The sequence below is a fragment of the Tunicatimonas pelagia genome (genome assembly GCF_030506325.1).
GTDB classification, from domain to species: Bacteria; Bacteroidota; Bacteroidia; order Cytophagales; family Cyclobacteriaceae; genus Tunicatimonas; species Tunicatimonas pelagia.
This window is the reverse complement of the sequence record NZ_CP120683.1, coordinates 1,364,065-1,388,412: the sequence shown is the minus strand read 5'-3', so window position 1 is coordinate 1,388,412 and position 24,348 is coordinate 1,364,065. Positions and strand designations below refer to the sequence as shown.

Here is a 24,348-nt window from a genome sequence, read left to right as displayed (position 1 = left end):
TCAAAAACATTATTAAATTGCACTAAAAAACCATATTTCTATGTCCATTAAGTTGAAAACAGCTAAAGCTATAAAAGATAAAGATGACCTGATTGTATTGCTCAGCGATGGTGAGCCAGACGGTGATCTCCTGACTAACGAAGCTGAGCGACACTATTTTCAGCGAAAGCTAAAAAGCAAAAAAGAACTGATTGCTATCAATCAGTACCAACGCTGGGTCTTCTTGGTAGCACCCATCACCGAAGATTCTCCTGAGTATACTGTAGAAGCCTACCGAAAACAGGGAGCATCACTTTACAAAAGGCTGAAGCAAGAAGAAGTTAAAAAAGTGAAAATCAGCGGTGGACAGGCTTCTCAGGTTTTGGCTTTAGCCGAAGGCCTGTTATTGGCTGCTTACACATTTTCCAGCTATCGGAAAGAGTTGAAGGAGGTCGTAGCGAGCGGTCTTAAAGAAGTTAGTATTGTCCATCCTGAAATTAGCAGCCGGGATGTGCAGGAGCTGGGTAATATTGTAGCCGGAACCTGCCTAGCCCGCGATTTAATCAATGAGCCAGTAATTTCACTAAATGCTAACCAACTGAGTAAAGCTTTCAAGAAAGCGGGAAAAGAGAGTGGTTTTAAGGTGGAGGTTTTTGATAAGCCCAGGATTAAATCTCTGAAAATGGGCGGTTTGCTGGGCGTGAACGCCGGAAGTGAAGATCCGCCAACGTTCAATATTCTGGAGTATAAGTCTGATAATCCGGTTAATGCTCAACCCTACGTGATTGTTGGAAAAGGAGTAACCTACGATACGGGTGGGTTGAGCCTGAAACCTTCTACCTCAATGGATACCATGAAATCTGACATGGGCGGTTCGGCGGCTGTAATTGGGACGATGGTGGCAGTAGCGAAAAATAAATTGCCTATTCACTTGATCGGTCTGGTACCGGCTACAGATAACCGTCCGGGTGGCAACGCCATTGTGCCGGGCGATGTAATTACTATCTCGGATGGCACTACGGTAGAAGTGCTAAACACTGATGCCGAAGGGCGCTTGATTTTAGCCGATGCTTTGGCCTTTGCCAAAAAGTATAAGCCAGCCCTGGTCATCGATTTAGCTACGCTTACCGGAGCCGCTGCCGTAGCCATTGGCAAAGAGGGAATGGTGATGATGGGCAGTGCTTCGGAAGAGTACAAGAATCAACTGAGGCAAGCAGGTGAAGAAACCTACGAGCGTTTAGTGGAGTTTCCGCTTTGGAAAGAGTATCGCAGCTATCTGAAATCAGATATTGCCGATCTGAAAAATATCGGTGGTCGTATGGCCGGAGCTATCACAGCCGGCATGTTTCTAAAGCATTTCACTGACTACGAATGGATGCACCTGGATATTGCTGGAGTCGCTTTTTTAGATAGCCCGGACGGCTATCGGGGCAAAAACGGAACTGGGGCGGGGGTACGGCTGTTATACCACTTTTTCAAGAAATTAGCTCAGTAGCCTAACCTAGTACAATGCAGCAGACAATTCACCATAAGACCACGCAGTCTGACCAGCCAAATAGATCGAGGCCTAAGCCAGGAAACCCTTCGGCGAAAGCCCCAGTCATCGCTATTAGTATTGGCGATGTGAACGGAGTAGGGCCCGAAGTCACCATTAAGGCACTGAACGATAAACGGATTCTCAATCAAATGACTCCCATTATCTTCGGATCGGCCAAGGTAGTATCTTACTACCGGAAGCAGTGCGAAATGGAGCAGTTTAATTTCATGACAATCAAAGACTTAAATAACATTGCTTACGGCAAAGTTAACGTCTTTAACTGCTGGCAAGATGTGGTAGAATTGCAACCGGGGAAGGTGACGAATGCCGCAGGACAAGCTGCTTGGCACGCACTAGATCGGGCTACGCAAGCTTTGAAAGAACATGAAGTGTCTGCCATTGTAACTGCTCCTATCAATAAGAACAACATTCAGAACGAAGATTTTAACTTTCCGGGACATACCGAATTTTTGGCCAAGACTTTTGAAGCTGAAGAGCACTTAATGCTGCTGGTTCATGAGAAGCTTCGGGTAGGAGTAGTAACCGGGCACATACCCCTGCACCAGATTAGCCAGAAGATTACCCGAAGTAGCGTGCGGCAGAAAGTACTACTCATGGAAAAATCATTGCAGCAAGACTTTGGAGTGATAAAACCCCGTATTGCAATGCTGGGATTAAACCCTCATGCTGGAGAAGATGGGTTGCTTGGCTCGGAAGAGCAAGACATTTTGCTACCCGTAATTCGGGAACTAAAGGATAAAGGAAAACTAATTTACGGCCCATTTCCCTCCGATGGGTTTTTCGGAGCGTTTATGCACCAGCAGTTCGATGGGGTACTAGCCATGTACCACGATCAGGGTCTGATCCCTTTTAAAACCTTAGCGTTTGAAAAAGGAGTGAACTTCACTGCGGGGCTTTCTGCTGTGCGTACTTCTCCCGACCACGGTACGGCTTACGATATTGCCGGTAAAAACCAAGCTAACGCCGAATCTATGCGAGAGGCATTGTATCTAGCTTGTGATGTGGTACGGCAACGAGCTCAATCGGTCAGTCAGAAAGTAGCGACTGAAGGAAGGCAACTGGAAAATAACGACGAAGTGGTGAAGAGTGAATCATGATGAGGTTGTCTTATTCTGCTTCAACTTAATCTTTATTGTTGCGCCCCCGACGGCAGCGTTCACTGCAATACACCACGTCATCCCAAACGTTTTTCCACTTTTTGCGCCAAGTAAACGGTCGCTGGCAGACTGGACAAGTTTTGGTAGGTAAATCGCCTTTTTTGCGGTGTTTCACTAATTGATGATGAATGAATAGTGAATGATGATTAATAGAAGAATAAGACAATATCCTATTTTCTACTCAAAAAGTAGATACAGCGTGAGCGTGTTGGTCGCTATTTGGTTCAGTGGGCGGGAGTAACGATTTTCATTGCTACTCAGCATATTGGTGATCCCGCGGGAGTAGCGCACTTCGGGGGCAAACTTAAACAGCGGGAAGTAAATATCTAGCCCAAAACCAGCTTGCAACGAAAGGTTACTGCTTCCGGTAAGTAAACGGTCACTTTCGTTACCTCCCTTATCTGCGCCGGTAGCTTCAATACCTGCTTCCACTCCACCTATTAGGTACATTCGGTGGTTACCTCGCCTTACGGACTTATACTTAAATAGCACGGGTATTTCAATAAAGGTAGACTCTATAATTTGCTGGTCGGTAACCAATTGATTGTTTTCAATAAGTTGATAGTCCAGCCGGTTTTCGTAGAACACAACCTCAGGAACTAGGCGTAAATCCAGGTAATCAGCCAACCGAAGGTTAGCGATAAGTCCCAGTGAAAAACCAAAAGAGTTTGCTGCCATCACCGAGTGTAAAGATTCAAACTCCGGTGAAGTAAATAAATCGCTGTACTGAACACGGTAACTAGACGAATGGATGCCAATGGCAAAGCCATAGTGCAGCCAACGGTTATCGTAATTAGGTAAGTTATCAGATTTAGTGTAGTGCTTGCCCGAGGGGTTTTGTGCCCAGGTAGCTATCGCCCCTAAGACAAATAGTAATGTTAAGAATCCTTTTTTGCGGTGTAAATGGTGCTTATGCCAAAAGTAAGTGCTTTGCATCGTGTTTCGGTATACCCTGTTTTTTGTAATGCTTGCAAAAATGCCTGTCCGTCAGGAAAAGCCTGAACCGATTCGGGCAGATATGTGTAAGCTGATTGATCTTTGGAAACAAATTTACCAATAAGGGGCAAAATGTTTTTAAAGTAGAAATTATACAACTGCTTCATTGGAAACTTAGTAGGCTTAGAAAATTCTAGCACCACTAACCGTCCGCCGGGTTTCAGTACTCGGCATATATCTTCTAAGCCGCTGTGCAGGTTTTCAAAGTTGCGTACACCAAATGCAACGATGGCAGCATCAAATATATTATCATCAAAGTGCAATCCTTCCGAATCGCCCAGCCGGAGCTCAATACGATCATCCAACTGGCGACGCTTTAATTTCTTGCGGCCCATCTCCAGCATTCCGTCTGAGATATCCACCCCAATCACCTTTTCCGGGTTTAATGCTAGGGCTTCAATAGCAAAATCGGCGGTGCCGGTGGCAATATCTAAAATATGCTTGGGCTGATGAGGCTTTAGTAACTTAATAGCTTGCTTTCGCCAGTAAATGTCGATTCCAGCACTCAGAAGGTGATTTAGCAGATCGTAACGCTTGCTAATGTTATTAAACATCTGAGCTACCTGCTCTTTTTTGGAAGACGATTGATCTTTATACGGAATAACGGCCATAGTCTGTGAATAAACCCCGAAAGGCTGCTGATTTAATACGGTTATCCAACCACTTGTACGGAAAATTTGTTCATCCGAAGGGGGGCTGGTACCAGAAAGTTTACGAAGTAATACTATCTACTGATTAGCAATAGTTCGGGACTCGAGTACCCGCATCTCTACCCGACGGTTTAGCTCGCGCCCTTCAGCCTCATCGTCGTTGCTGGCAATGGGGTCGGTTTCACCGTAACCCTGAGCGGTAAGGCGTTCGGTAGCAATACCTTGTTCGGCCAAATAATTAACAATGGCTTGGGCGCGCTTTTGCGATAATGCCTTATTGTAGGTGGCCGAACCAATATTGTCAGTGTGTCCGGCAATTTCTACCCGCACTCCCGGATTTTCTTCCAGAAAGCTCTTCAGTCGGCTTAACTCGTCCTGAGATTCGTCCTTCAGGTGAGCACTGTTAAAATCGAAGTATACGAAGTCGAGCACCATTCGGTAGTCGGTTGCTACCTGCGTTACGGGGTCTAGCGTGACTTTCTTACGAAATTCTTGAGGCTTATCAGCCATAGGCGGAATGCTGACCTTCACACTTTTGTAAACGTAGCCAGGCTTTTCCACCGCCAGTACGTATTCCACCGTTTTATTATTCTGAATATCGAAGCGGTAAATGCCATCGGCTATCTTCTGGGAGGCTAGCGTTTCGTCTTTCTGGTTACCTTTTAATGAAACCTGAGCATCAAGGGCCTGCTGATTGCTAGCATCTTCCACCTTTAACAGCAATTGTACTGGCTGGAGTGTGTTACTGCTTTTGGGTTGATTAACTTGTCCAATGTTACGGTTCGCCAACCCTTCTTCCTTGGCCAATTGCTTCTGGTTTTTCTTATCTAGTTTGTTCGCTAGCTCTTCGGTTTGATCGGGGATTTCCACCATATAAATATCCAGGTAGCCCACACCATCGTTACGTACTGTAGCGAAATACCCTCGCTTTCCATCTTTAGTACTCACAAAGAAAATATCGTCGTCAGGAGTATTAATTGGGTAGCCTAAGTTAACCGGATCATTCCAGCTATCATCTTCAGCTTTGTAAACCGATTTGAAAATATCGTATCCGCCCATTCCTTTTCTTCCCCTACTACTGAAATAGAGCGTTTTGCCGTCAAAATCCATAAATACCCCATCCTCATCGTACGGGGTATTCACCGTTTCTCCTAAGTTAGTTACCTTTCCCCACTCGCCCTTTCGATCTTTTTCACATTTATAAAGGTCTAGCCCGCCAAAGCCACCCGGTCGGTCACTAGAGAAGTAAATGGTTTGTCCATCCGGAGAAATGGTGACAGAATTTTCGGAGTAAGAAGAATTTATGTTATCGCTTACTGGCTCAGGCTCCGACCAACTCCCGTCAGACCGTTGATCGGATACGTAAATATCTCCGTTATTTTCGTCACGATACAAGTACAACTGCTTTCCATCAGCCGATAGTGCTAAATTTGACTCAAAATACAGTGTGTTTACGGGTTCATCAATATTCTTAGCGGGCCCCCACTTTCCATTTTCTTTATAAGAGATAAAGATGTCTTCGTAGGCGAAGTTATCGTCGTATACGTTTTCGTTCAGGTTATTTTGCTTGCGACGCGAGGTAAAAATCATCATTGTTTCATCAGCATTAATTACCGGAGCGTAGTCCAGACTGTTGGAGTTAATGCTACTACCAATGTTTTTAATGATAAAATTGCGGGCGTTGGCGATAAATTCTTGCCCATTTTGGCACTCATAAATGCGCCGCTTCACCTGGTTTTCCGGTATTTTATCTTCGCCTCGGTAATCCTTATCTTGCTCTAATCGTTCTAAGTAGCGATTGTAGTGTTCAATTGCCTCCTCAAATTGCAACCCGTACTGGTAAGAACGAGCGATAGAATACAATAAATCGAACTTATAGTCGGCATCTAGCTGATATACCTGCTGAAAATACGGAGTGGCTTCCCCTTTATTAATCGTTTCGCTGATGGTTTTTCCGGCCATGTAATTGGCCTTAATATTGCTCGGATCGAGCTGAGCCGCTTGAATATACATCTCCTTGGCTTGCTCAGGTGCCTTCTGAACAAAATAAATCTCATCTCCAATTTCTACGAATTCCTCAGCTACTTGCTTGTTATTATCTTGGGCAATGATTGCCACTGAATGCAGAAAGCCGAATGCGGATAATAGAATGTACTTTACAATCAGTCTATTCATATACGTATGGTGGGCGAAAGTATGCTGATTTCTCACAACTTCGCCAACGTCAGTTTTATAGAATATGCCTTCGCAAGTTATTGCAATAAGGTATGTTATAAAATAGGTTGAAGTTACAACGTAAGTTTTGGTAAAAAACCGTGTGATTCAGGTAGTTACGGCTGATTATCAGAAAGCTGGAAAGGGATGATATGTAATAGTACAAATTAAAAAGCCAAGAGTAATTCCTTACCAACTATCGGGTAGATACCAAGGCTTTTAAAGTTTTTTTCAAATTAACTATGTGATTAACAGTGCTTTATATTGAAATTGTATTGGTAAAGTGGCTTCAGGTAGGTTTTCTCCAGAAAGTAGAAGCTAAATGCTTAGCAAAAATATTCAAATAAAAGAAGGAGTAATATCTTAGATGAATCTACTGAATTCTGTAGTGTGATTTTTTCCCTTCATAAGTAGTTCTTAGTAATCAATTATCACAGAAAGGCAAGCACAGGGTGGATAGTAGATTAAGGAACTGAGCTAGTAGCGGAGGGGTACTACTGACAGATTTGAGGGTAGAGTACAGGTGCAAATGTAATATTCAACAGAATTGGTATTTTCTTCTTAAATTAAATGGATTTATCAAACGCAGCAGAGGAAAATATGGTTTTTCGTAATTTATCTTTTGGGTTCTTGTTTTCTTCAATCATTGTATCGTGCCAAACCATTGAGGTTACCGAGTCGGGTAATGAAAACGTCGCTGATTACAAAAGTTGGAGTAGCTATCTAGGCGATCCGGCGCGTACGCACTATTCATCCTTAGGGCAGGTCAATCGAGACAATGTACAAAACCTGGAAGTAGCTTGGACGTATGCTTCGGGCGATATTGGTGAAAATAATTATATCCAGTGTAATCCGCTGGTAGTTGATACTATATTGTACGGGGCCTCACCCGGCATGAAAATTTTTGCTGTACAGGCGGCTACTGGTCAGCGAATCTGGGAGTTTAATCCTTTTCAGGGAACCGATCAGGTAAGCTTTACCCGAGGGCTGGCGTATTGGGCTGATGGTGATGACCGCCGACTGATTTTTTCGGCGGAAGAGAAACTTTACGCGCTGGATGCACTGACTGGTGAACCCATCACCGATTTTGGTAAAGAAGGTTATATTGACTTGAGAGAAGGCTTAGGTCGAGATATTGAGGGGCTATCGTACCGCTACCACGCTCCGGGTACTATTCACGGAGATTTAATTATTATGGGAGCCCTTAACTCCGAACGGCTTCCGGCTGCGCCCGGTCATATCCGAGCCTTTAATATTCGCACGGGTGAACAGGCCTGGATTTTTCATACCATTCCTCAACCGGGTCAGCCGGGTTACGAAACCTGGGAAGACTCTACTGCCTACAAATTTATTGGAGGAGTGAATAACTGGACGGGAATGACATTGGATGAAGCACAAGGCATTGTGTTTGTTCCCTTAGGTTCAGCCGCCTTCGATTTTTACGGGGGCAACCGCAAGGGAGCGAATCTTTACGCGAACAGCCTAGTAGCTTTGAATGCCCAAACCGGTGAAAAACTCTGGCACTTTCAGACAGTACACCACGATGTTTGGGATCGGGATTTGCCTGCTCCGCCCACGCTGGTTACTATTGAGCGCGATGGTAAGTCAATTGATGCTGTAGCTCAGATTACTAAATCGGGTCACGTATACGTATTTAATCGGGAAACCGGAGAATCGCTGTTTCCGATTGAGGAGCGAGCCTACCCGGAATCAGATTTGATTGGTGAGCAGGCTTGGCCAACCCAACCACTACCGACCCAACCTCCGGCGTTCTCCCGGCAACGGATGACCGCCGAGGATATTAACCCAAATTCTAGTTCTCGTGATTCGCTATTAGCGGTATTTAAAACGGTTCGTTCCGATGGGCAATTTGTGCCGCCCAGCACCGAAGGCACGATTATATTTCCTGGCTTCGATGGCGGAGGTGAGTGGGGTGGAGCTGGGTACGACCCGAATACTGGAGTTTTGTACGTCAACGCTAACGAGATGCCCTGGATTTTAACAATGGTGGAGCAATCTCAAGAAGCCCCTCAGAATTTAGTTGCGTTAGGGCAGAATGTGTATCAGGGAAATTGTATGGGTTGCCACGGAGCTGAACTGCAAGGGTCAAATTTTCACGGTAACGCCCCTGCATTGGTCAATTTAGCCGAGCGACTGGATGAAGGTCAGGTGCACGAGATGGTGCGGAATGGAAAGGGAGCAATGCCTTCGTTTGCTTTTCTTACCGATACCCAAATTGATGCAGTTAGTGCGTTTCTGCTCAACAAGCAGGGTGACGACGAGATGGTGGTTCAAACCGTATCGCAGAAGGAAACCGGGCAGTTACGCTACAACCATACCGGCTACAACCGCTTTATAGATGCAGATGGCTACCCTGCCGTAAAACCACCTTGGGGCACCCTGAATGCAATTGACCTGAATAAAGGCGAGATACTTTGGAAAGTACCTTTGGGTGAATTTCCTGAGCTGATAGCGGAAGGCAACGCACCTACTGGAACCGAAAACTACGGTGGTCCAGTAGTAACTGCCGGAGGACTAATCTTTATTGGAGCTAGTAAGGACTCTCAGTTTAGAGCATTTAATTCGGCTACTGGCGAAGAACTATGGCGACATTCACTGCCGGCAGCGGGTATGGCTACCCCTTGCACTTACGAAGTGGACGGTAAGCAGTACGTGGTAATTGCGGCCGGCGGGGGAAAAATTACCGATGAGCGGGGTGACCAATACGTGGCTTTTGCACTACCTGAAAACTAATTCAAACAGCTTCTAAAACCTATAAACTGTTTACTATTCTACGATCATGGCCTACCAACTAAAAATTTCCTTGGATGGCAGCAGTAAGCCTCCCATTTGGCGACGAGTGCTGATACCCGATAAATTTAGCTTTCACGAACTGCACGCCGTCATTCAGGCGGTAATGGGTTGGGAAAACGCCCACTTATACGCCTTTCGCCCTCTAGGTCGCCGAGGTGAAGACATAGGTATTCCGTTTGACGATGGATTCATGGAGGTAGAAACTCAGGATGCCCGAAAAATGCTGATTCAATCGCAATTAACTGCGGAGAAACAAAAAATAGCCTACGAGTACGATTTTGGCGATGGCTGGTCGCATACCGTACTGGCGGAGAAAATCAACGATGAGAAAATTGTTGCCCCTCGCTGTTTGGGCGGTAAAGGAGCTTGCCCGCCCGAAGACTGCGGCGGTATCTACGGCTACTACATGTTGGTAGCAGCGGTGAACGATTCTAAAAATCCTGAACACGAAGATATGCTAGAGTGGTTAGGAATGGAAGAAGGCGAGCAGTGGGATGTTAACGGTTTTGAGTTAGAAGAATGCCAGCAGGAAATTATTCATTACCAACAGTACACCTAAGGTTGGTGAAGGCATACTTTCCAATAATTGGATGGAGGTAAAGAAGTTATGTCACTCGCACCTCCGGCTAAGTACCGCCCTTTTTTATCCGGCAAGCACGCAGTTTCGCCGGGTCTGAAGCCACTGAAAACCGATTTCGGTAATGGATGGGTTGATCGGTGTATTTTTCAAATTGACCAAAATTATTCTCAGTTTGGGCAGAATAAGCAAGCGTGCCGCAGAGAGAATATTGCCAAGTACTATCAACAAAGTGGTGAGTCGGCTCAAACGCTACGAGTCATTCATCAATTCATCGCTCAGCAATTGGCTGCTGAATACCCAAATTCTTTTATCTATCAATATGCACAAAACGTAAATCAGCTACAGAATCATTTGCGAAACACCACCCTGCGCTGGAGTGCTGAGGAGAAGTTATTGAGTGATAATAAGTACCACTCAGTACTTGATGCGTTAGCTGACCAAGTTCCGGAAGATTTAGCTGTATGGCAACTGTCTGACCAGTGTGATTACGTCTCTACCATTCATCTGTGTGCTCCCAACCACTGGGCACCTGCCGAGAAAGTTGGAAAACCATTTTCGGCTATTCATGAACCCGTAGCGGGAATGGATAAGCTGCGGAAAAGCTATCGCCCGATGCTTTCTTCTCTGCTACAACCTAAAACCTGGGTGCGGTTTGCCTGGGGGTTAAGCACCGACAATCGGCTCAATCACCATCCTGAACCTCCGCCTGATTGGAACGAAACAGATTGGCGAGGAAGGTCATTTGATCCGGCTAATCCCATACTGTTTGTCCGGATAGAGCGGCAAACGTTAACGGGCTTTCCCAGAGTGAATGCTGTATTGTTTACCATTCGTACCTACTTTACCGATGTGAAAGATTTTGCAGCGAGTGAAAAGCAAGCATTGATCGAAGCACTGAATTCTATGTCGGAGGTAACCTTGCGGTACAAAGGATTATTGAATGATAAAGATAAGATTATTCACTATCTCAGTCGGTGAAAGGTCAGAGGTCAGAAATTTTAGTTATCCTTCTTTATTGAGACAAATAAACCTAATAGTGAGGACAAGGCCGTAACTAAAAAGAAAAGCAGCGTAAAAGTAATAGCCGTTTCCTGCTGAATTTCTAGGTACTGAAAACCGTATAAGAAGACCAGCTCCCGCGCACCTACTCCGCCAATAGTAAAAGGCAACACGGCTACTACTGAAGAAACCATAAACAGCGTGAGGTAATCCAGATAGTAGGTTTCTACTCCAATACTTGCCAGCAGCAACGCTGCGGTGAGTACCTGCCCAACCTGTACCCAAAACGACCAAAAGGTAGTGACTCCAAAAGCAGAAATAAGCTGAGAGAAAAGTAGTTTATTAAAAAGATAAAAGACGGGTAATACCGCTACTATCAAAATAACTACGGCAACATCAAAGTAGGGCAGACCACTGCTGAAGGAGCTAAATAGCAAGAAGCCACCTGCCAGTATCAATAGCAACGCCAATCCGCTTAGTCGGTCAAGTAAAGTTACTCCGATAAGCTGCTTCGCCTTCACACTAAACTGTTGCTTCAGTAAATAAACTTTGTAGCCATCGCCACTAATGCTACCGGGCAAAAAGAGGTTGTAAAACATGCCTAAATAGAATAGCTCAATGCTGTAAAGATTGTTAATTTGTATTTCTAAGGCTTTTAGATAATCCCTGAATCGAAAAGCAGCAGCAATTTTAGATAGGTTGAATACTAAAAAAGCCACTATCAAGTAAGAAGGAATTACTTGGAAAATAGGCTGAATAGCTTTCTGAATATCGACTTTTCTAAAAACAAAAAATAAAGCTGTAGCAGAGAGTAGCAATTTTAGTGAAAAACTGAGGCGGCGGCGAAGTGCCGGGTTTTTGAAAAGGGAGCGGGTTGAGTTTGGAGCCACAGAAACTAATTAGAACAAGTACTTTATATCCACTTAGTTTAATAGACTTGTTGGGTTCTGTACACCAAACGATTATAAGCTATTGAAGTTGTGCATACATGAACTAGCGACTACATTAAAACGCCAGTTCAAAGATGCGGCTGGCTACAGCCGAGAAGTATTTGATTGCTTATCTTCCGACCTTGAACAGACGTGCCATAAGCAAAACCGCCAGACTTATCAAACGTACCTAAGGAACGACGAGATAATAAAGTATCCAGGACTAGCCGTCCGCGACTAGCTGTCCGCGACTAGCCGTCCGCATTGAACGCCGGAATTTTGGGGCAAGACGAGTGCCACGTCCACGGTGGATTCCCCCGTCGGGACGCAGAAACAGCAGGAACGCCTAGTGGTAGCTGGGTCATCATGTGGCGAACCGTGTGAAACTTTTCGTAACGAAGTACTGCCCTAAAAAGCAATGTCGCGATAAGTAGCAATACTGCTTGGGGCGACCAAGAGGCTCGTTTAAGCGGTTCTGAATCAGCGTGATTGAACGGGGTAGGTTTGGTTCCGGGGTTAAATTTCGTGAACCTGGTACGAAAGACAAGCACAGAGGCTCAAATTTTTTCTATGAGAAATCCCCCTTTTGGGGGGATAGAATTGCCGAGTACTAATCCATAAATCTCCCAAGAAATAGCTATCTTTAAAGTTATAAGTGATTGACAACCTTCATGTTAAACCTGTATTTCTTTTCTTTTACCAAAAAGTATCTGCTTTTGTGGGTTGCGTTCTGTTGGGCACTTCCGAGTAATTCACTAGCTCAGTACTACAGTTTTGCCCACTACTCTATTGAAGAAGGACTGCCACAGACATCAGTCAATCATTTTGCTCAAGACCAGTTCGGCTACCTGTGGGTGGCTACTTCGGGCGGGTTAAGCCGCTTTGATGGGCAGAATTTCCAGAACTTCGGTATGCAAGATGGCCTTTCAAGCAGTTATGTCACCCACATCTTAGAAACATCAAACAAGCAACTAGCAATTGCTACCTATAATGGGTTGACTATTTACGATGGGGATACTTTCACGTCGTATACCATTACCAATCAATCGGGAAAAAACTTAGAGGTGCGGCGGGTATTTGAGCATAGCAATGGACGACTTTTATTATTGCTTCCGCAAAATCAGTTGGCTTTCTGGAGTCCGGATACCGTTAATTTATTGTCTATTCCGGACATAATGGCCGAAAAATATATCACTGGCATGGTGCAAACTTCGCCAGATACTTACTGGGCCACTACTTACGATGGAGATCTGCTTAACTTTAACGGGGCTGAGTGGGAAATGCTATCGGTAACCCATCCTAGCCAACCCAACTTCAATAGGCTGTACCGCGATGAATCTGGTCAGTTTTGGCTGATCGGTGAACAGGGCTTATTTACTTACCAGCCTAAAGACACAGTATTTCGTGAGTTTGTGTTTAAAAGCGATTTGCCGGGAGCGGTTTTTTCTCTTATGTCGGATACCGAAGAGCGCATGTGGGCTGCCACAGCTAATGGTGTTTTTTGTTTTAACCCGAAAACAGGTAAGGTTAACCCGAAAAGTCATGGGTTGGACGGTTCGGTAGTACGGGATATTTTTCAGGATCGAGAGGGAAATATCTGGTTTGGTTCTTACGACGAAGGCATGTTTAAATTCCGAGGGGAAACGTTCACCCACCTTCGTACTGAACACGGCCTATACGAAAAGTCGGTCTTCTCAATCATTAAAGATCGGCGAGACGACTACTGGTTCAGCTATATTCCAGGTGGCCTTGACCGCTACGACGGAGAAAAAGTGCATCACTACGGCCCTAAGGAAGGTTTATTAAATGACTTTATCTACTGTAGTGTAGAAGATAGTGCAGGCAACCTCTGGTTTGGGTCAAGCTACGGACTTACCCGTTACGATGGAGAGTCGTTTTACAGCATCCCTCCCGACGAACTTCCAAACCGACGCATACTTTCTTCCTTTCGCGATAGCGATAACAATCTCTGGTTTGGAACCGCCCAGGGGGTAGTTAAATACCAAAATGGGCAGTTTGCTTCAGTGCAAGGAAAGCGGGGACAACAGTGTAATTCGGCGATTACCGTTATCGATCAAATGAATGACCAGCGGATGGTATTCGGTACCAAAGAAGGGGTGTATCTGTGGGATGGCACGGAATATACCCTGCTCTTGGAAGACTACGCTGCCCAAAGTGAATATGTGCTAACCATGGCACTAGACGACCACCAAAGCTTGTGGTTCTCTACAATTAATGGTTTGTTATTTCGCTACTACTTTTCAACGGGTGAATTACTGAAGATGCACGAGAAAACCGATGTGCCCCCGGAGATAATCTATACGATGGAAGTTGCTCACGACGGTAGCTTGGTGATGGGAACCCAACGAGGGGTATATCGCTTTTTGCTGAATCAGCGAGGCGAAGTAAAGCAAATGATGAGCTACGGTAAAAACGATGGGTTTACCGGAATGGAGTCAAACGCTAATGCTTCATTTGTAGAAGAAGACGGTAGCATTTGGATGGGAACAGTAGACGGTGCGTACAAACTGCAACCAAAGACACAACTAGAACAATTAACTCCATTAGTCCCTCACTTAACCGAAGTACAGCTTCAGTACCAGACAGTAGACTGGAACGAGCACGTGGATAGTGTGCAATCTTGGTTTCAGATACCGGTTGATTTAACGCTTTCGCATCGGGAGAACCATATTATTTTCTTTTACCAAGGAGTTAGTTTATTGAATGCCGATAAAGTATGTTACCAATTTAAGCTTGACAACTTTGATGAGGCCTGGTCGCCCGTTACCAAGCGTACCGAAGCAGTCTACGCCAATGTACCACCTGGCAACTACACATTTCAAGTGCGGTCCCGTAACGCGCGGGGCGTCTGGAGTGAACCGACTGCATTTGCTTTCAGCGTTTCTCCGCCCTTCTGGCAAACCTGGTGGTTCTACTTAGGGTTAGCCACACTTATTGGCTTATTAATTCGAACCTACTCACTGTGGAATCTTAGAAACGAGCGCAAACAGCGAAAAGAACTGGAGCTCGAGGTAAATAAACGTACCCAAGAAATTCAGAACCTAAACGATAGTTTGGAAGATCGGGTGCATCAGCGCACCTACCAGTTAGAAGAGTCGACCCGGCAGCTAGCCGAAGAGGTGCAACTTCGAGAAAAACACCAGCGGCGGGTAGCCCGTCAGGAACGAGAATATCGCTTACTGGTAAATAACCTTCGGGAGGTGATTTTTAAATCTGATACTGACGGCTATTTTACCTTTCTGAATAAACGGTGGGAAGCGTTTACTGGCTACTCAGTAGAAGAAAGTCTAGGGCAGAATTATTTAGTAATCATTCACCCGGAAGAGCAAGAGAAGTATTCAACCTATCAGCAAAAATTATTGACTGGCGACCTGCCATTTATAGAAGAAGAGCTACGGGTAGTTAAAAAAGACGGTACCATTGTGTGGGGCAAAGTATCGGCTCGCATTGAGCGAAACGCTGAGGGAAATCCGGCGGGTATTAGCGGTAGTTTAATGGATATTGACCAGCGTAAGCAAGCCGAGTTTGCGTTGCGCGGTAGCGAAGAGAAGTATCGGTTCTTAGCTGAGAATACGCAGGATATTATTACCCTTCAGGATCTGAGTATGGGCTACACCTACGTTTCGCCCCGCATTCGGGAGGTGGCAGGGCACGACCCGGAGAACCTAATCGGTAAAACGTCTTTTGAGTTCTTACATCCCGATGATCGGGACACCTACGAGGCCTTTCGGCGACAGGTAATGGAAAAGCAGGAGCTAGCCAGCACCACGCTACGGTTTATGACAACCACCGGAGTGTACCACTACTACGAAACATCGCTAAAACCAATATTTGACGAAAATCAACGAGTAATTCATTTTATTTCTTCTAGTCGGGATGTAACTCAAAAGGTGAAGCTAACCCAAGAAATTGAGAAGGTTCGTAAAAAAGTAGCCCAAGATTTTCACGATGAAATGGGGAATAATCTGGCTAGCATTTCGGTGCTTTCGCAAATTATTCAGAGTAAATTGGGAGTGCAGACCAATGGTATTGGCAGCTTGCTTACCAAAATTGATACGGCCTCTAAAAACCTGTTTTACGGCACCCGGGATTTTATCTGGGCAATTGACCCTAGAAACGATAATGTGCAGGAAGTATACTTTAACCTGAAGGATTTTGGTGAAGAACTCTTTGAAAATACGGGCATCTCTTTTCTGGCGAGCTTCGAGACGTGCGAAGAGCAGCAAGGACTCAACCTCCCCTCTGGCTGGAGCCACCAAATTGTGCTAATATTTAAAGAAGCACTAACTAACGCTCTGAAGTACGCCCAAGCGAACACTGTTCAGTTGGAGTTTAATGTGTGCGACGATGCCTTTGAAGCTATTTTGCAAGACGATGGAGTTGGCTTTGACCTGCACTCATCGCAACAAACATTTCGGGGAATAAAAAATATGCAGGAGCGTGCCCGTAAGATTGGCTTACATCTTGGCCTCAAATCAGCTTGCCAGCAAGGAACCAAGGTGAATCTCAGAGGAAAAATCACCCAAAATGGGGTAGAAAATTAATTGACGATAACCCTAACTACTTCGTATGAACAATAGTAGCCTCTAATCAAGAGTGATGATTAATGACTGATGAATCATGATGAATTGGCGTGGGACACTGTACAGTAGACAATGAGCAATGGGTACAGCTAAACCCCGTACATCAAACTACGCTAACACTTTAACTTTCTAACTCGTGCGACGGCCGCTTGTAACTCAATGACCACTGACCACTATGGACTGTCGACTATTGACCGTAGACTAATCAACAATCGAACAATAGAGCAATCATAAAAAATAAATCTGACCATCGTTTAATTATGACCAATCCACCAGCAATGACCCAGGAGACTAAAATTACTATTATAGAAGATAATGATGTGGTTCGGGATGGATTTGCCCTACTCATTAGTAGCGTGAGTCAGCATCGGGTCGTCAATACCTACGAATCGTGCGAAGGAGCCATTAAGAACTTGGCCTACGATTGTCCTGACATCATTTTAATGGATCTAGAACTACCCGGTATGCATGGAGTAGAGGGTATTCGCCGAATTAAGAAATTACTACCCGAAGTAAATATTCTGGTTATATCGGTACATGCTAACAGCGAACTAGTATTCCAAGCACTTTGCGCGGGGGCTAGCGGGTACATCACTAAAAACGCCGGACACTCCAAAATTTTAGATGCTATTACCGAGGTGAAGAAAGGTGGGGCACCTATGAGTAGCCAGATTGCCCGGATGGTGGTTCAGTCTTTTCAGAAGAATACCAATTCGCCACTCACCTCCCGCGAAACCGAAGTCTTAGAGCTGCTAGCCAAAGGCAAAAGCTACTCGGCTATTGCCAATGATCTGTTTGTACATAAGGAGACGATTAAATCCCACATCAAAAATATCTACGGCAAACTTCAGGTAAACAGCAAAGCCGATGCCATTGAAAAAGCCATCAAGCAGCGATTAATTTAACGCTTCTTAATAGCTACCGTTGGGCAGATGCTAAGTGTCCGAGGTAGTAATTTATAGAAAAGCGGGAGCACTATCTCCTTTAATGGCGACAACTACAAAAAAGTATAACGATGTAGCTTTTTTTGAGTTTGTGCTACTATATCAATCATAAAGCTTGACTATTTCTTAGAAAAACCTATGGTAAGTCATGGTTTATTTCATTTTACCTGAATAAAAACGCAATAATCGGAAAGTAATATCTGTGAATAAGTCGCCAGATTTACCTCTTTTTCTTCTCTGGTTTTTAACTAAGTTTGTAAAAACGATCACAAGCTACAGGCTTACCAGATCGTAAGAAATACTATACCACACATTATGTCCGACGTTGCAATTCGGGTAGAAAATTTAGGAAAGCAATACCAACTCGGTGGTCAGAAAAGTGGCTCCTTCCGGGAAAGCTTGTCTACGCTCTTCCGGCGCAGGGAGAAAGGACCGGGTCGCCGGGCGAAACGGAGAAAGGAAAACGGAGTAGATAATCCGTCTTCCGTCCTCCATTCTCCCTCCTCCGATAATGAATTTTGGGCCTTACAAGACATCAACTTTGAAATTAAGCGGGGCGAAGCTGTGGGTATCATTGGGCGTAATGGCGCAGGAAAGAGCACCCTGCTCAAGATACTCTCCCGCATTACCGAACCGACGAAAGGGCGCTATGAAATATTTGGCCGGGTATCGTCCTTACTAGAAGTAGGCACTGGCTTCCACCCCGAACTCACCGGACGGGAGAACGTCTACCTCAACGGCACTATTTTAGGGATGAAGCGCCGGGAAGTGAAAGCCAAGTTTGACGAGATTGTTGCCTTCTCCGGAGTAGAAAAATTTATTGATACCCCCGTAAAACACTACAGCAGTGGCATGCAAGTGCGTCTGGCTTTCGCCGTCGCCGCCCACCTAGAACCCGAGATACTGATTATTGACGAGGTGCTGGCGGTAGGAGATGCTGAGTTTCAAAAAAAATGCTTAGGCAAGATGGAGGATGTGACCGGAGAGGGGCGGACGGTGCTATTTGTGAGCCATAATATGGGGGCGGTGCAAAGCCTTTGCAATAAAGCTATATACCTAAAAAGTGGAAAGGTAAATCAGATAGGTGAAACGTCTAAAATAATAACCACATACTTTGGAGAACTTTCGGACAAGAATGCCTTAGCTTATGAGTTAAAGACTAATATTCCGAGCCTGGTAGTGCAAGAGTTAGGGGTACAGGTGGAAGACACAGGTTTTAATAAAGATATTATTTTTGATATTGACATTAGGTCAGAAACACCTATCAGGGACTTAAGCATTGGTATAGGAATATGTAATTCTTTATCCAATAGGTTAATTACAACCGAGAGGAAGGTTAATATTTCCAATAAAAGGCACTTGTATCAAATCGGAATATCTAATCATTATTTGCCACCCGGCAACTATGAAGTTGCCTTTGGCTTAGGACTAAACTCAAAAGCTGTTTACTATTCAGATAATCTAATACAGTTTAGCATTAGTAGTAAAGAGATAGCAAACTCTTACCTAGTCGGTCGGAGCGATAAGATAGGGGTGTTTTTGCCAAATGAAATTAAAGAAAAAAAGGAAGGGGTAAATATTTTATTGCAGAGTGTATCAAATCAACCGTAAAGCAAGTGTCGAATGAGTTTAACTATTTTAGATATAGGAGCTAGGCATGGGATAAAAACAATTTTTCCTAATTTTCTAGATCCATCTCGCTACTATGGATTGTCATATCTTAATAAAAAGAATCTATCGTTTATAGGTGTTGAACCTGATGAAGATGGGGCAATTGATCTAAGGGCTGGAGGAGATTATGATAAAGTCATTTCTAAAGCATTATATAGTAGAAAAGGAAAACAAACTTTGTACATCACGCGGCAGCCAGCTTGTTCTTCGCTGTTAAAACCAGATCAACAAGCTATTAAAGAAAATATTGATATCGAATGGTGGAAAGATCTTGAAGTAATTAACGAAATAAAAGTGGATACAACTACTTTAGGAGAGTTGTGTGATCAGTACTCAATAAATCCAGACTTTATTAAGATTGACACACAAGGCGTAGAGTATGAAGTGGTAGAAGGTGGAATGGAGTATATTAAAAATACAGTGGCAGTTTTAGCAGAGTTGTGTGAAAAACCTTGGTATGAAGGGCAGAAGGATGCGGCCTCATTCATTTTTCTAATGAAAAATTTAGGCTTTGAAGTTGTCGCTAAAAACTTTAAACCTCATGTACCTACCGAAAGAGATTATCTTTTCGTGAAAGAGTACCAAAAGATAGAAAATGAAAAAGATTTAGGTAAGGCGATATTTATATATTACTTGTTTGGCAAAGAGAAAGAGGCTATGACAGTAATTAATAAATACTGTAAAAAAGAGTCTTTATCGTTGAGGCAAAGCTGGGCATTAAAAGCTAGGTATACCGTTAATGTGCTACGTTGGAATTTCCTATATGTCTTCCTATATAAAAGCATTAACAAGTTTAAAGCCAAGAGCAAATGGTTAAGTATATAGTCATAACTACAATCAATCCCAAAACTCCGGCGGTAGAGAGTTTTGAGAGAAAGGAAGGTTGGTCTGTACTACTGATAGGCGATACGAAAAGCCAAGAGATAGAAAATAGCAATAACCTTACTTTTTTAAATGTAGAAACACAGAAATCCCTGCCCTATACTCTAATTAGAAAATGCCCTCATAACCATTATACTCGAAAAAATATTGGCTACTTATATGCTTTACAAAAGGGTGCAGAACTAATTTATGATACTGACGATGATAATTTGCCCTACGAAGATTGGGGCTTTCCGAACTTTAATGTAGAAATCAGTACCCTAAGCGGGAGTAAATTTTGCAATATCTACAGCTACTACACCGACGAAAAAGTTTGGCCTCGTGGTTTTCCGTTAGAATTAATAAACTCAGCGGTAAATTTTACCGAGACAAAAGAACAGCAGGCTGTGGGCGTATGGCAAGGTTTAGCTGATCTTGACCCCGATGTAGATGCTATTCATCGCTTAATTTTTGGCAAAACTATACGCTTTGAAGCAAACGAGCCTATCGTATTAGATAAAGGGGTATATTGTCCTTTCAATTCTCAAAATACGCTTTGGCAGCGGGAAATGGTACCTTATGCTTACCTTCCTGCTACTGTAACATTCCGCTTTACCGATATTCTCAGGGGATATATTGCCCAGCGTTGTTTGTGGGAACATGGTAAAAAACTAGGATTTACAAAAGCAACCGTTTATCAAGAACGGAATGAGCACGATCTCTTAAAAGACTTTGAGTCTGAGATACCTTGTTATCTAGAGATAGGTAAGTTGGTGCAAATACTAGACGGCTTAGTTCTAAGTAACGATTTTGATAATAACTTAATGATTATTTATCAGGCTCTGATTAAAGAAGGAATTGTACCCGAAGCGGAACTTCCCATTCTAAAGGCATGGATAAATGACATAGGAAAAATAATAACATGAAAATATCAGTGATTACTTGGGATGCCTCTTTTCGTGAGTCATTTCACACAGTAGATAGTTTCTGTCGACAAAAGTATTCAACAGAAGACTTTGAGTTTATCTGGGTTGATTTTTACAATAACCAAAACCCAACTCTGCTAGACAAAATAAACTCTTATTCAAATGCCCGTCTGTTGAATTTAAAAAATCCTATTAGTCAGGCTTGGCATTTGGGTAAATGTCTTAATGCTGGGGTAAGAGAGAGTAAAGGTAACCTGTTAATTATACCGGATGGTGACGTGATCGTCGCAGATGATTTTCTACAAAAAATAGAAGAAGCGCATGGTAATAGGCAAAATCAGGTTATTTATTGCCGAAGATGGGACGAACCAGCTAAAGATCATGATTCTGTCATGAGTTATAGCTACGATTATTTAAACGAGGTATGCCAGCTAAACAACCCTACTAACTACGCAGGAATGATCTCGTTACATAGGGATACTCTAGGCTTTGTTAACGGCTATGAGGAAAGTGCTGTATTTAGTGGGCCAGGTGCTAATGGATGGGAGCATTACATAAGATTACGAAATGCGGGTTGTTCTATCCAGTGGTATTCAGAAAAAGTCTTTCATCCTCACCATAGCTTTACGGGAACTTCTGATAAGATGCAAGAAGTACTAAAACAAGCGAAAGTAAGTCACCCTTGGATACAACCTTATGCAGGGTTAAAACAATCTTGGGTGATAAGGCAACGAGAGAGTGACCTTAGCTATAAGGCGGATGTAGAGCAAATAGAAGAATACCTAACCAAACTGCCCGACTTAGAGAGTTTGCTTGGTCGTAAACCTTCAAGATTAGGAAAGATAAAGAAAGCTATAGCGAAGCTATGAAGAATATCATTGTGCTCGGCTCAGGTAGGTCAGGTACTAGTATGTTAACTGGGCTTTTCGCTAAGTCAGGTTACTTTATGGGGGGCAATCTCTATCCTGGAAGAGATACGAACCCTAAAGGCTTTTTTGAGTCAGGGCAAATTAATAGTATTAACGAAGATATTATTAGGGAAGTAGCTCCAAAAAGGTTAAGATTAGGCCCTATTGACCCATTTAGCAATCGGCCAAACCGACCCGGACAGCGGTGGCTGACCCAGCTAGACTTGAACACTAAGCTACCCGACTCAGATCAATATTCTGACCGTATTACTTCCTTAGTGAGTCAGCAGCCTTTTTGCTTCAAAGATCCTCGTTTTTGCTATACGCTACCGGTTTGGAAGCCGTATCTCAATAATACCATTTTTCTAGTAGTGTTTCGGCATCCTCATAGTACTGCTAATAGTATGGTAAAAGAATACAAGGCCATGCCTTACCTGCGAGGGTTTAAGTTTACCAAGCAAGATGCCTTAAATGTTTGGCATCTTATGTATTCGCACATTCTGAACCGTCATATACATGATGGAGGGAATTGGCTGTTTATGCACTACGAGCAGATACTATCGGGAGAATGCTATAATGTGATTGAAGAATTTGCGGAGGTAAAGGTAGATCGGGGGTTTGTAGATCAAAAGCTAAATAGAAATGTGTCAAGGGAAAAATTAGAGGTGTCTCTAAAGGTGGTATATGATTCTCTTTGTGAAAAATCAAAATACACTGAGTTAGTTGTATGAATACAGTAAATGGAGTATCCGTAATTGTCTGCTGCTACAATAGTGCTTCTCGGTTACCGCAGACTCTAAAGCATATTGCTCAACAGAAGGTAAGCAACAATACCAGTTGGGAGGTAATTGTAGTAGATAATGCTTCTACGGACAACACCGCAGGGGTTGCTTCGCAACTTTGGCAAGAATACGGGCAACCTACTACCTTAAAGATAATATATGAGAGGCAAGCTGGGTTGAGCTTTGCCCGTCATGCAGGTTTTACCAGTGCCAAGTACGAATACTGTCTGTTTTGCGATGATGATAATTGGTTGGGTGAGAACTATGTAGCTTCTGTTTTCCAAATAATGGAAAAAGATGACCGCATTGGCGTTTTAGGAGGAATAGGGGAAGCTGTCTGTGAGATAGAACCACCCGAGTGGTTTGAAGCTAAACAGGCAAGCTACGCGGTTGGTTCTCAGTCGCTAGCTGAAGGAGATATAACGCACAGCCGGGGATTTGTGTACGGTGCGGCTTCTACCTACAGAAAATCAGTTTATTGGTCGCTACGCAAGAATGGCTATGAGGGGTTTTTAACTGGACGCAAGGGAGGTAAAATGACGGCTGGCGATGATTCAGAGTTATGCTACAACTACGCTATAAAAGGTTATAAAATATATTATTCACCGAGGCTAAAGTTCAAGCATTTTATTCCAGCTAATCGACTTACTGAAAGCTATTATCAAAAAATGTGTGAAGGGTTTACAAATTCTAGAGTAGTGCTAACGCTATACCAATATAGATTATTTCAGCATCAGATATTGAGTAGAAAATTTTTGTGGTTGAGAGAAACACTAAACGCTTTCTACTATGAGTTCAAGTCAGTTGGTCAGTTTAAGTTAAAAGAGACATTTGCGTATGCGCTAATACTGAATCGGTCTACTTTTCTGAGAACATTAAAATACTTGAAAAGTGTCTGACCGGAACAAAGCTCATTGGCCTAAAATCTCAATTGTAACTCCTAGCTACAATCAGGGGCAATACATCGAGGAAACAATTCTTTCGGTTATCAATCAGAACTACCCGAATCTAGAATATATCATTATTGACGGGGGGAGTACCGATAATACGGTTGAGATCATCAAAAACTACGAAAAGCATATTACCTATTGGGTAAGTGAACCTGACCAAGGGCAAAGCCATGCAATCAATAAAGGGTTTAAAAAATCAACTGGCGATATTTTGGGTTGGATCAATAGCGATGATTACTATACATCTGATACTTTTAGTACCATAGTGGATATCATTCAACCTAAGCAATTGATGCTACTATACGGAAATGCTTCGTATTATTTTCAGGATACAGACTCTTTTAAAGAGGTAGACGTGGTTGCCAGAAATAGGAAAAAAATACTGCCATTTGATTTGGGATTTATTCAGCCTGCTACCTTTTGGACTAAGTGGTTGTGGGAGGAGGTAGGAGAGCTAAATGAGGAACTACATTATGCCTTTGATCTTGATTGGTATCTCAGAGGTTTAAACAAGGGTAAACATATAAGCACCTCAAGAGAATTAGCAATTTATAGGATACATGGTGATCATAAAACGTCTAACGGTGGCGAAGAACGAGAGAAAGAAATATTGACCTCCATAGATAAAAATGGATATAGAAAATATGCAAACGTTTTAAGTAACTTAAATAGAAGGGTGGCTACCAAATCTTCTTTTTTTACAGATCGTCTTCTGCTGGGGAAAGCTTTTTTTTCAATTTACCGTGTATTTAATCCTAGCTTATGGAAGCTATCAGTTAACGAAATTAGTCAGCTTTTTACTAAGAGACGTGCAATGTAGTTCAGT

At 43.4% G+C, this 24,348-nt stretch carries 20 protein-coding genes; 14 read left to right on the top strand and 6 right to left on the bottom strand.

Annotation, left to right across the window (positions count from 1 at the left end; translation table 11 throughout):
- Positions 1-40 precede the first annotated feature (40 nt).
- Positions 41-1,474 (top strand): leucyl aminopeptidase family protein, encoded by a 1,434-nt coding sequence (locus P0M28_RS05750; protein WP_302208676.1) that lies wholly within the window; start codon positions 41-43, stop codon positions 1,472-1,474.
- Positions 1,475-1,488: 14 nt separating this feature from the next.
- Positions 1,489-2,634 (top strand): 4-hydroxythreonine-4-phosphate dehydrogenase PdxA, encoded by a 1,146-nt coding sequence (pdxA, locus tag P0M28_RS05745; RefSeq protein WP_302208675.1) that lies wholly within the window; start codon positions 1,489-1,491, stop codon positions 2,632-2,634.
- A 25-nt stretch (positions 2,635-2,659) separates the two neighbouring features.
- On the opposite strand, the gene P0M28_RS05740 is transcribed toward pdxA, so the two are convergent.
- The 4 genes from P0M28_RS05740 to P0M28_RS05725 form a co-directional block, all read right to left on the bottom strand.
- Positions 2,660-2,809, bottom strand: coding sequence for a DUF2256 domain-containing protein (locus tag P0M28_RS05740; protein ID WP_302208674.1), 150 nt, complete (start codon positions 2,807-2,809; stop codon positions 2,660-2,662).
- 62 nt (positions 2,810-2,871) lie between these two features.
- On the bottom strand, positions 2,872-3,630 hold the full coding sequence (gene porT / locus P0M28_RS05735; RefSeq protein WP_302208673.1) for a type IX secretion/gliding motility protein PorT/SprT: 759 nt from the start codon (positions 3,628-3,630) through the stop codon (positions 2,872-2,874).
- A complete protein-coding gene (gene ubiE / locus P0M28_RS05730) occupies positions 3,573-4,301 on the bottom strand; it encodes a bifunctional demethylmenaquinone methyltransferase/2-methoxy-6-polyprenyl-1,4-benzoquinol methylase UbiE (RefSeq protein ID WP_302208672.1) in 729 nt (242 codons plus the stop codon). The genes porT and ubiE overlap by 58 nt, the downstream gene beginning before the upstream one ends.
- 117 nt (positions 4,302-4,418) lie before the next feature.
- Positions 4,419-6,515: an OmpA family protein gene (locus P0M28_RS05725; protein WP_302208670.1), complete on the bottom strand. Its 2,097-nt coding sequence runs from the start codon at positions 6,513-6,515 to the stop codon at positions 4,419-4,421.
- A gap of 609 nt (positions 6,516-7,124) precedes the next feature.
- Here P0M28_RS05725 and P0M28_RS05720 point away from each other — a divergent pair.
- The 3 genes from P0M28_RS05720 to P0M28_RS05710 are packed head-to-tail and all read left to right on the top strand — an operon-like array spanning position 7,125 to position 10,926.
- Positions 7,125-9,308 carry an outer membrane protein assembly factor BamB family protein gene (locus P0M28_RS05720; protein WP_302208668.1) on the top strand — a complete coding sequence of 728 codons (2,184 nt, stop codon included), beginning with the start codon at positions 7,125-7,127 and terminating at the stop codon, positions 9,306-9,308.
- A gap of 46 nt (positions 9,309-9,354) precedes the next feature.
- Positions 9,355-9,927: a plasmid pRiA4b ORF-3 family protein gene (locus P0M28_RS05715; protein ID WP_302208667.1), complete on the top strand. Its 573-nt coding sequence runs from the start codon at positions 9,355-9,357 to the stop codon at positions 9,925-9,927.
- Positions 9,928-9,975: 48 nt separating this feature from the next.
- Entirely contained in the window at positions 9,976-10,926 is a 951-nt protein-coding gene (locus P0M28_RS05710; RefSeq protein ID WP_302208666.1) for a heme-dependent oxidative N-demethylase family protein, read from the top strand.
- Between the two features lie 20 nt (positions 10,927-10,946).
- Here the strand turns inward: P0M28_RS05710 and P0M28_RS05705 are convergent, their stop codons facing one another.
- Together P0M28_RS05705 and P0M28_RS05700 are read right to left on the bottom strand one after the other, a co-directional pair.
- Positions 10,947-11,837 carry a lysylphosphatidylglycerol synthase transmembrane domain-containing protein gene (locus P0M28_RS05705; protein ID WP_302208665.1) on the bottom strand — a complete coding sequence of 297 codons (891 nt, stop codon included), beginning with the start codon at positions 11,835-11,837 and terminating at the stop codon, positions 10,947-10,949.
- 290 nt (positions 11,838-12,127) lie between these two features.
- Positions 12,128-12,427, bottom strand: coding sequence for a hypothetical protein (locus P0M28_RS05700; RefSeq protein ID WP_302208664.1), 300 nt, complete (start codon positions 12,425-12,427; stop codon positions 12,128-12,130).
- A 120-nt stretch (positions 12,428-12,547) separates the two neighbouring features.
- Here P0M28_RS05700 and P0M28_RS05695 point away from each other — a divergent pair, with 120 nt between their 5' ends.
- The 9 genes from P0M28_RS05695 (at position 12,548) to P0M28_RS05655 (ending at position 24,342) form a co-directional block, all read left to right on the top strand.
- On the top strand, positions 12,548-16,441 hold the full coding sequence (locus P0M28_RS05695) for a PAS domain S-box protein (RefSeq protein WP_302208662.1): 3,894 nt from the start codon (positions 12,548-12,550) through the stop codon (positions 16,439-16,441).
- A 299-nt stretch (positions 16,442-16,740) separates the two neighbouring features.
- Complete coding sequence (locus tag P0M28_RS05690) at positions 16,741-17,385, top strand: response regulator transcription factor (RefSeq protein WP_302208661.1); 645 nt, start codon at positions 16,741-16,743, stop codon at positions 17,383-17,385.
- Positions 17,386-17,739: 354 nt separating this feature from the next.
- On the top strand, positions 17,740-19,035 hold the full coding sequence (locus tag P0M28_RS05685; RefSeq protein ID WP_302208660.1) for an ABC transporter ATP-binding protein: 1,296 nt from the start codon (positions 17,740-17,742) through the stop codon (positions 19,033-19,035).
- 12 nt (positions 19,036-19,047) lie between these two features.
- Positions 19,048-19,920, top strand: a complete 873-nt coding sequence (locus P0M28_RS05680; RefSeq protein WP_302208659.1) for an FkbM family methyltransferase — start codon at positions 19,048-19,050, stop codon at positions 19,918-19,920.
- The gene (locus P0M28_RS05675; protein WP_302208657.1) at positions 19,905-20,882 is read left to right on the top strand and encodes an STELLO glycosyltransferase family protein; all 978 of its coding nucleotides are present in this window, start codon (positions 19,905-19,907) and stop codon (positions 20,880-20,882) included. Before P0M28_RS05680 ends, P0M28_RS05675 begins: the two co-directional genes overlap by 16 nt.
- Positions 20,879-21,751, top strand: a complete 873-nt coding sequence (locus P0M28_RS05670) for a glycosyltransferase family A protein (RefSeq protein WP_302208656.1) — start codon at positions 20,879-20,881, stop codon at positions 21,749-21,751. The genes P0M28_RS05675 and P0M28_RS05670 overlap by 4 nt, the downstream gene beginning before the upstream one ends.
- Positions 21,748-22,521, top strand: a complete 774-nt coding sequence (locus tag P0M28_RS05665; protein WP_302208654.1) for a sulfotransferase — start codon at positions 21,748-21,750, stop codon at positions 22,519-22,521. The genes P0M28_RS05670 and P0M28_RS05665 overlap by 4 nt, the downstream gene beginning before the upstream one ends.
- Positions 22,518-23,471 (top strand): glycosyltransferase, encoded by a 954-nt coding sequence (locus tag P0M28_RS05660; protein WP_302208652.1) that lies wholly within the window; start codon positions 22,518-22,520, stop codon positions 23,469-23,471. The genes P0M28_RS05665 and P0M28_RS05660 overlap by 4 nt, the downstream gene beginning before the upstream one ends.
- Positions 23,464-24,342 carry a glycosyltransferase family 2 protein gene (locus P0M28_RS05655; RefSeq protein WP_302208650.1) on the top strand — a complete coding sequence of 293 codons (879 nt, stop codon included), beginning with the start codon at positions 23,464-23,466 and terminating at the stop codon, positions 24,340-24,342. The genes P0M28_RS05660 and P0M28_RS05655 overlap by 8 nt, the downstream gene beginning before the upstream one ends.
- Positions 24,343-24,348 lie beyond the last annotated feature (6 nt).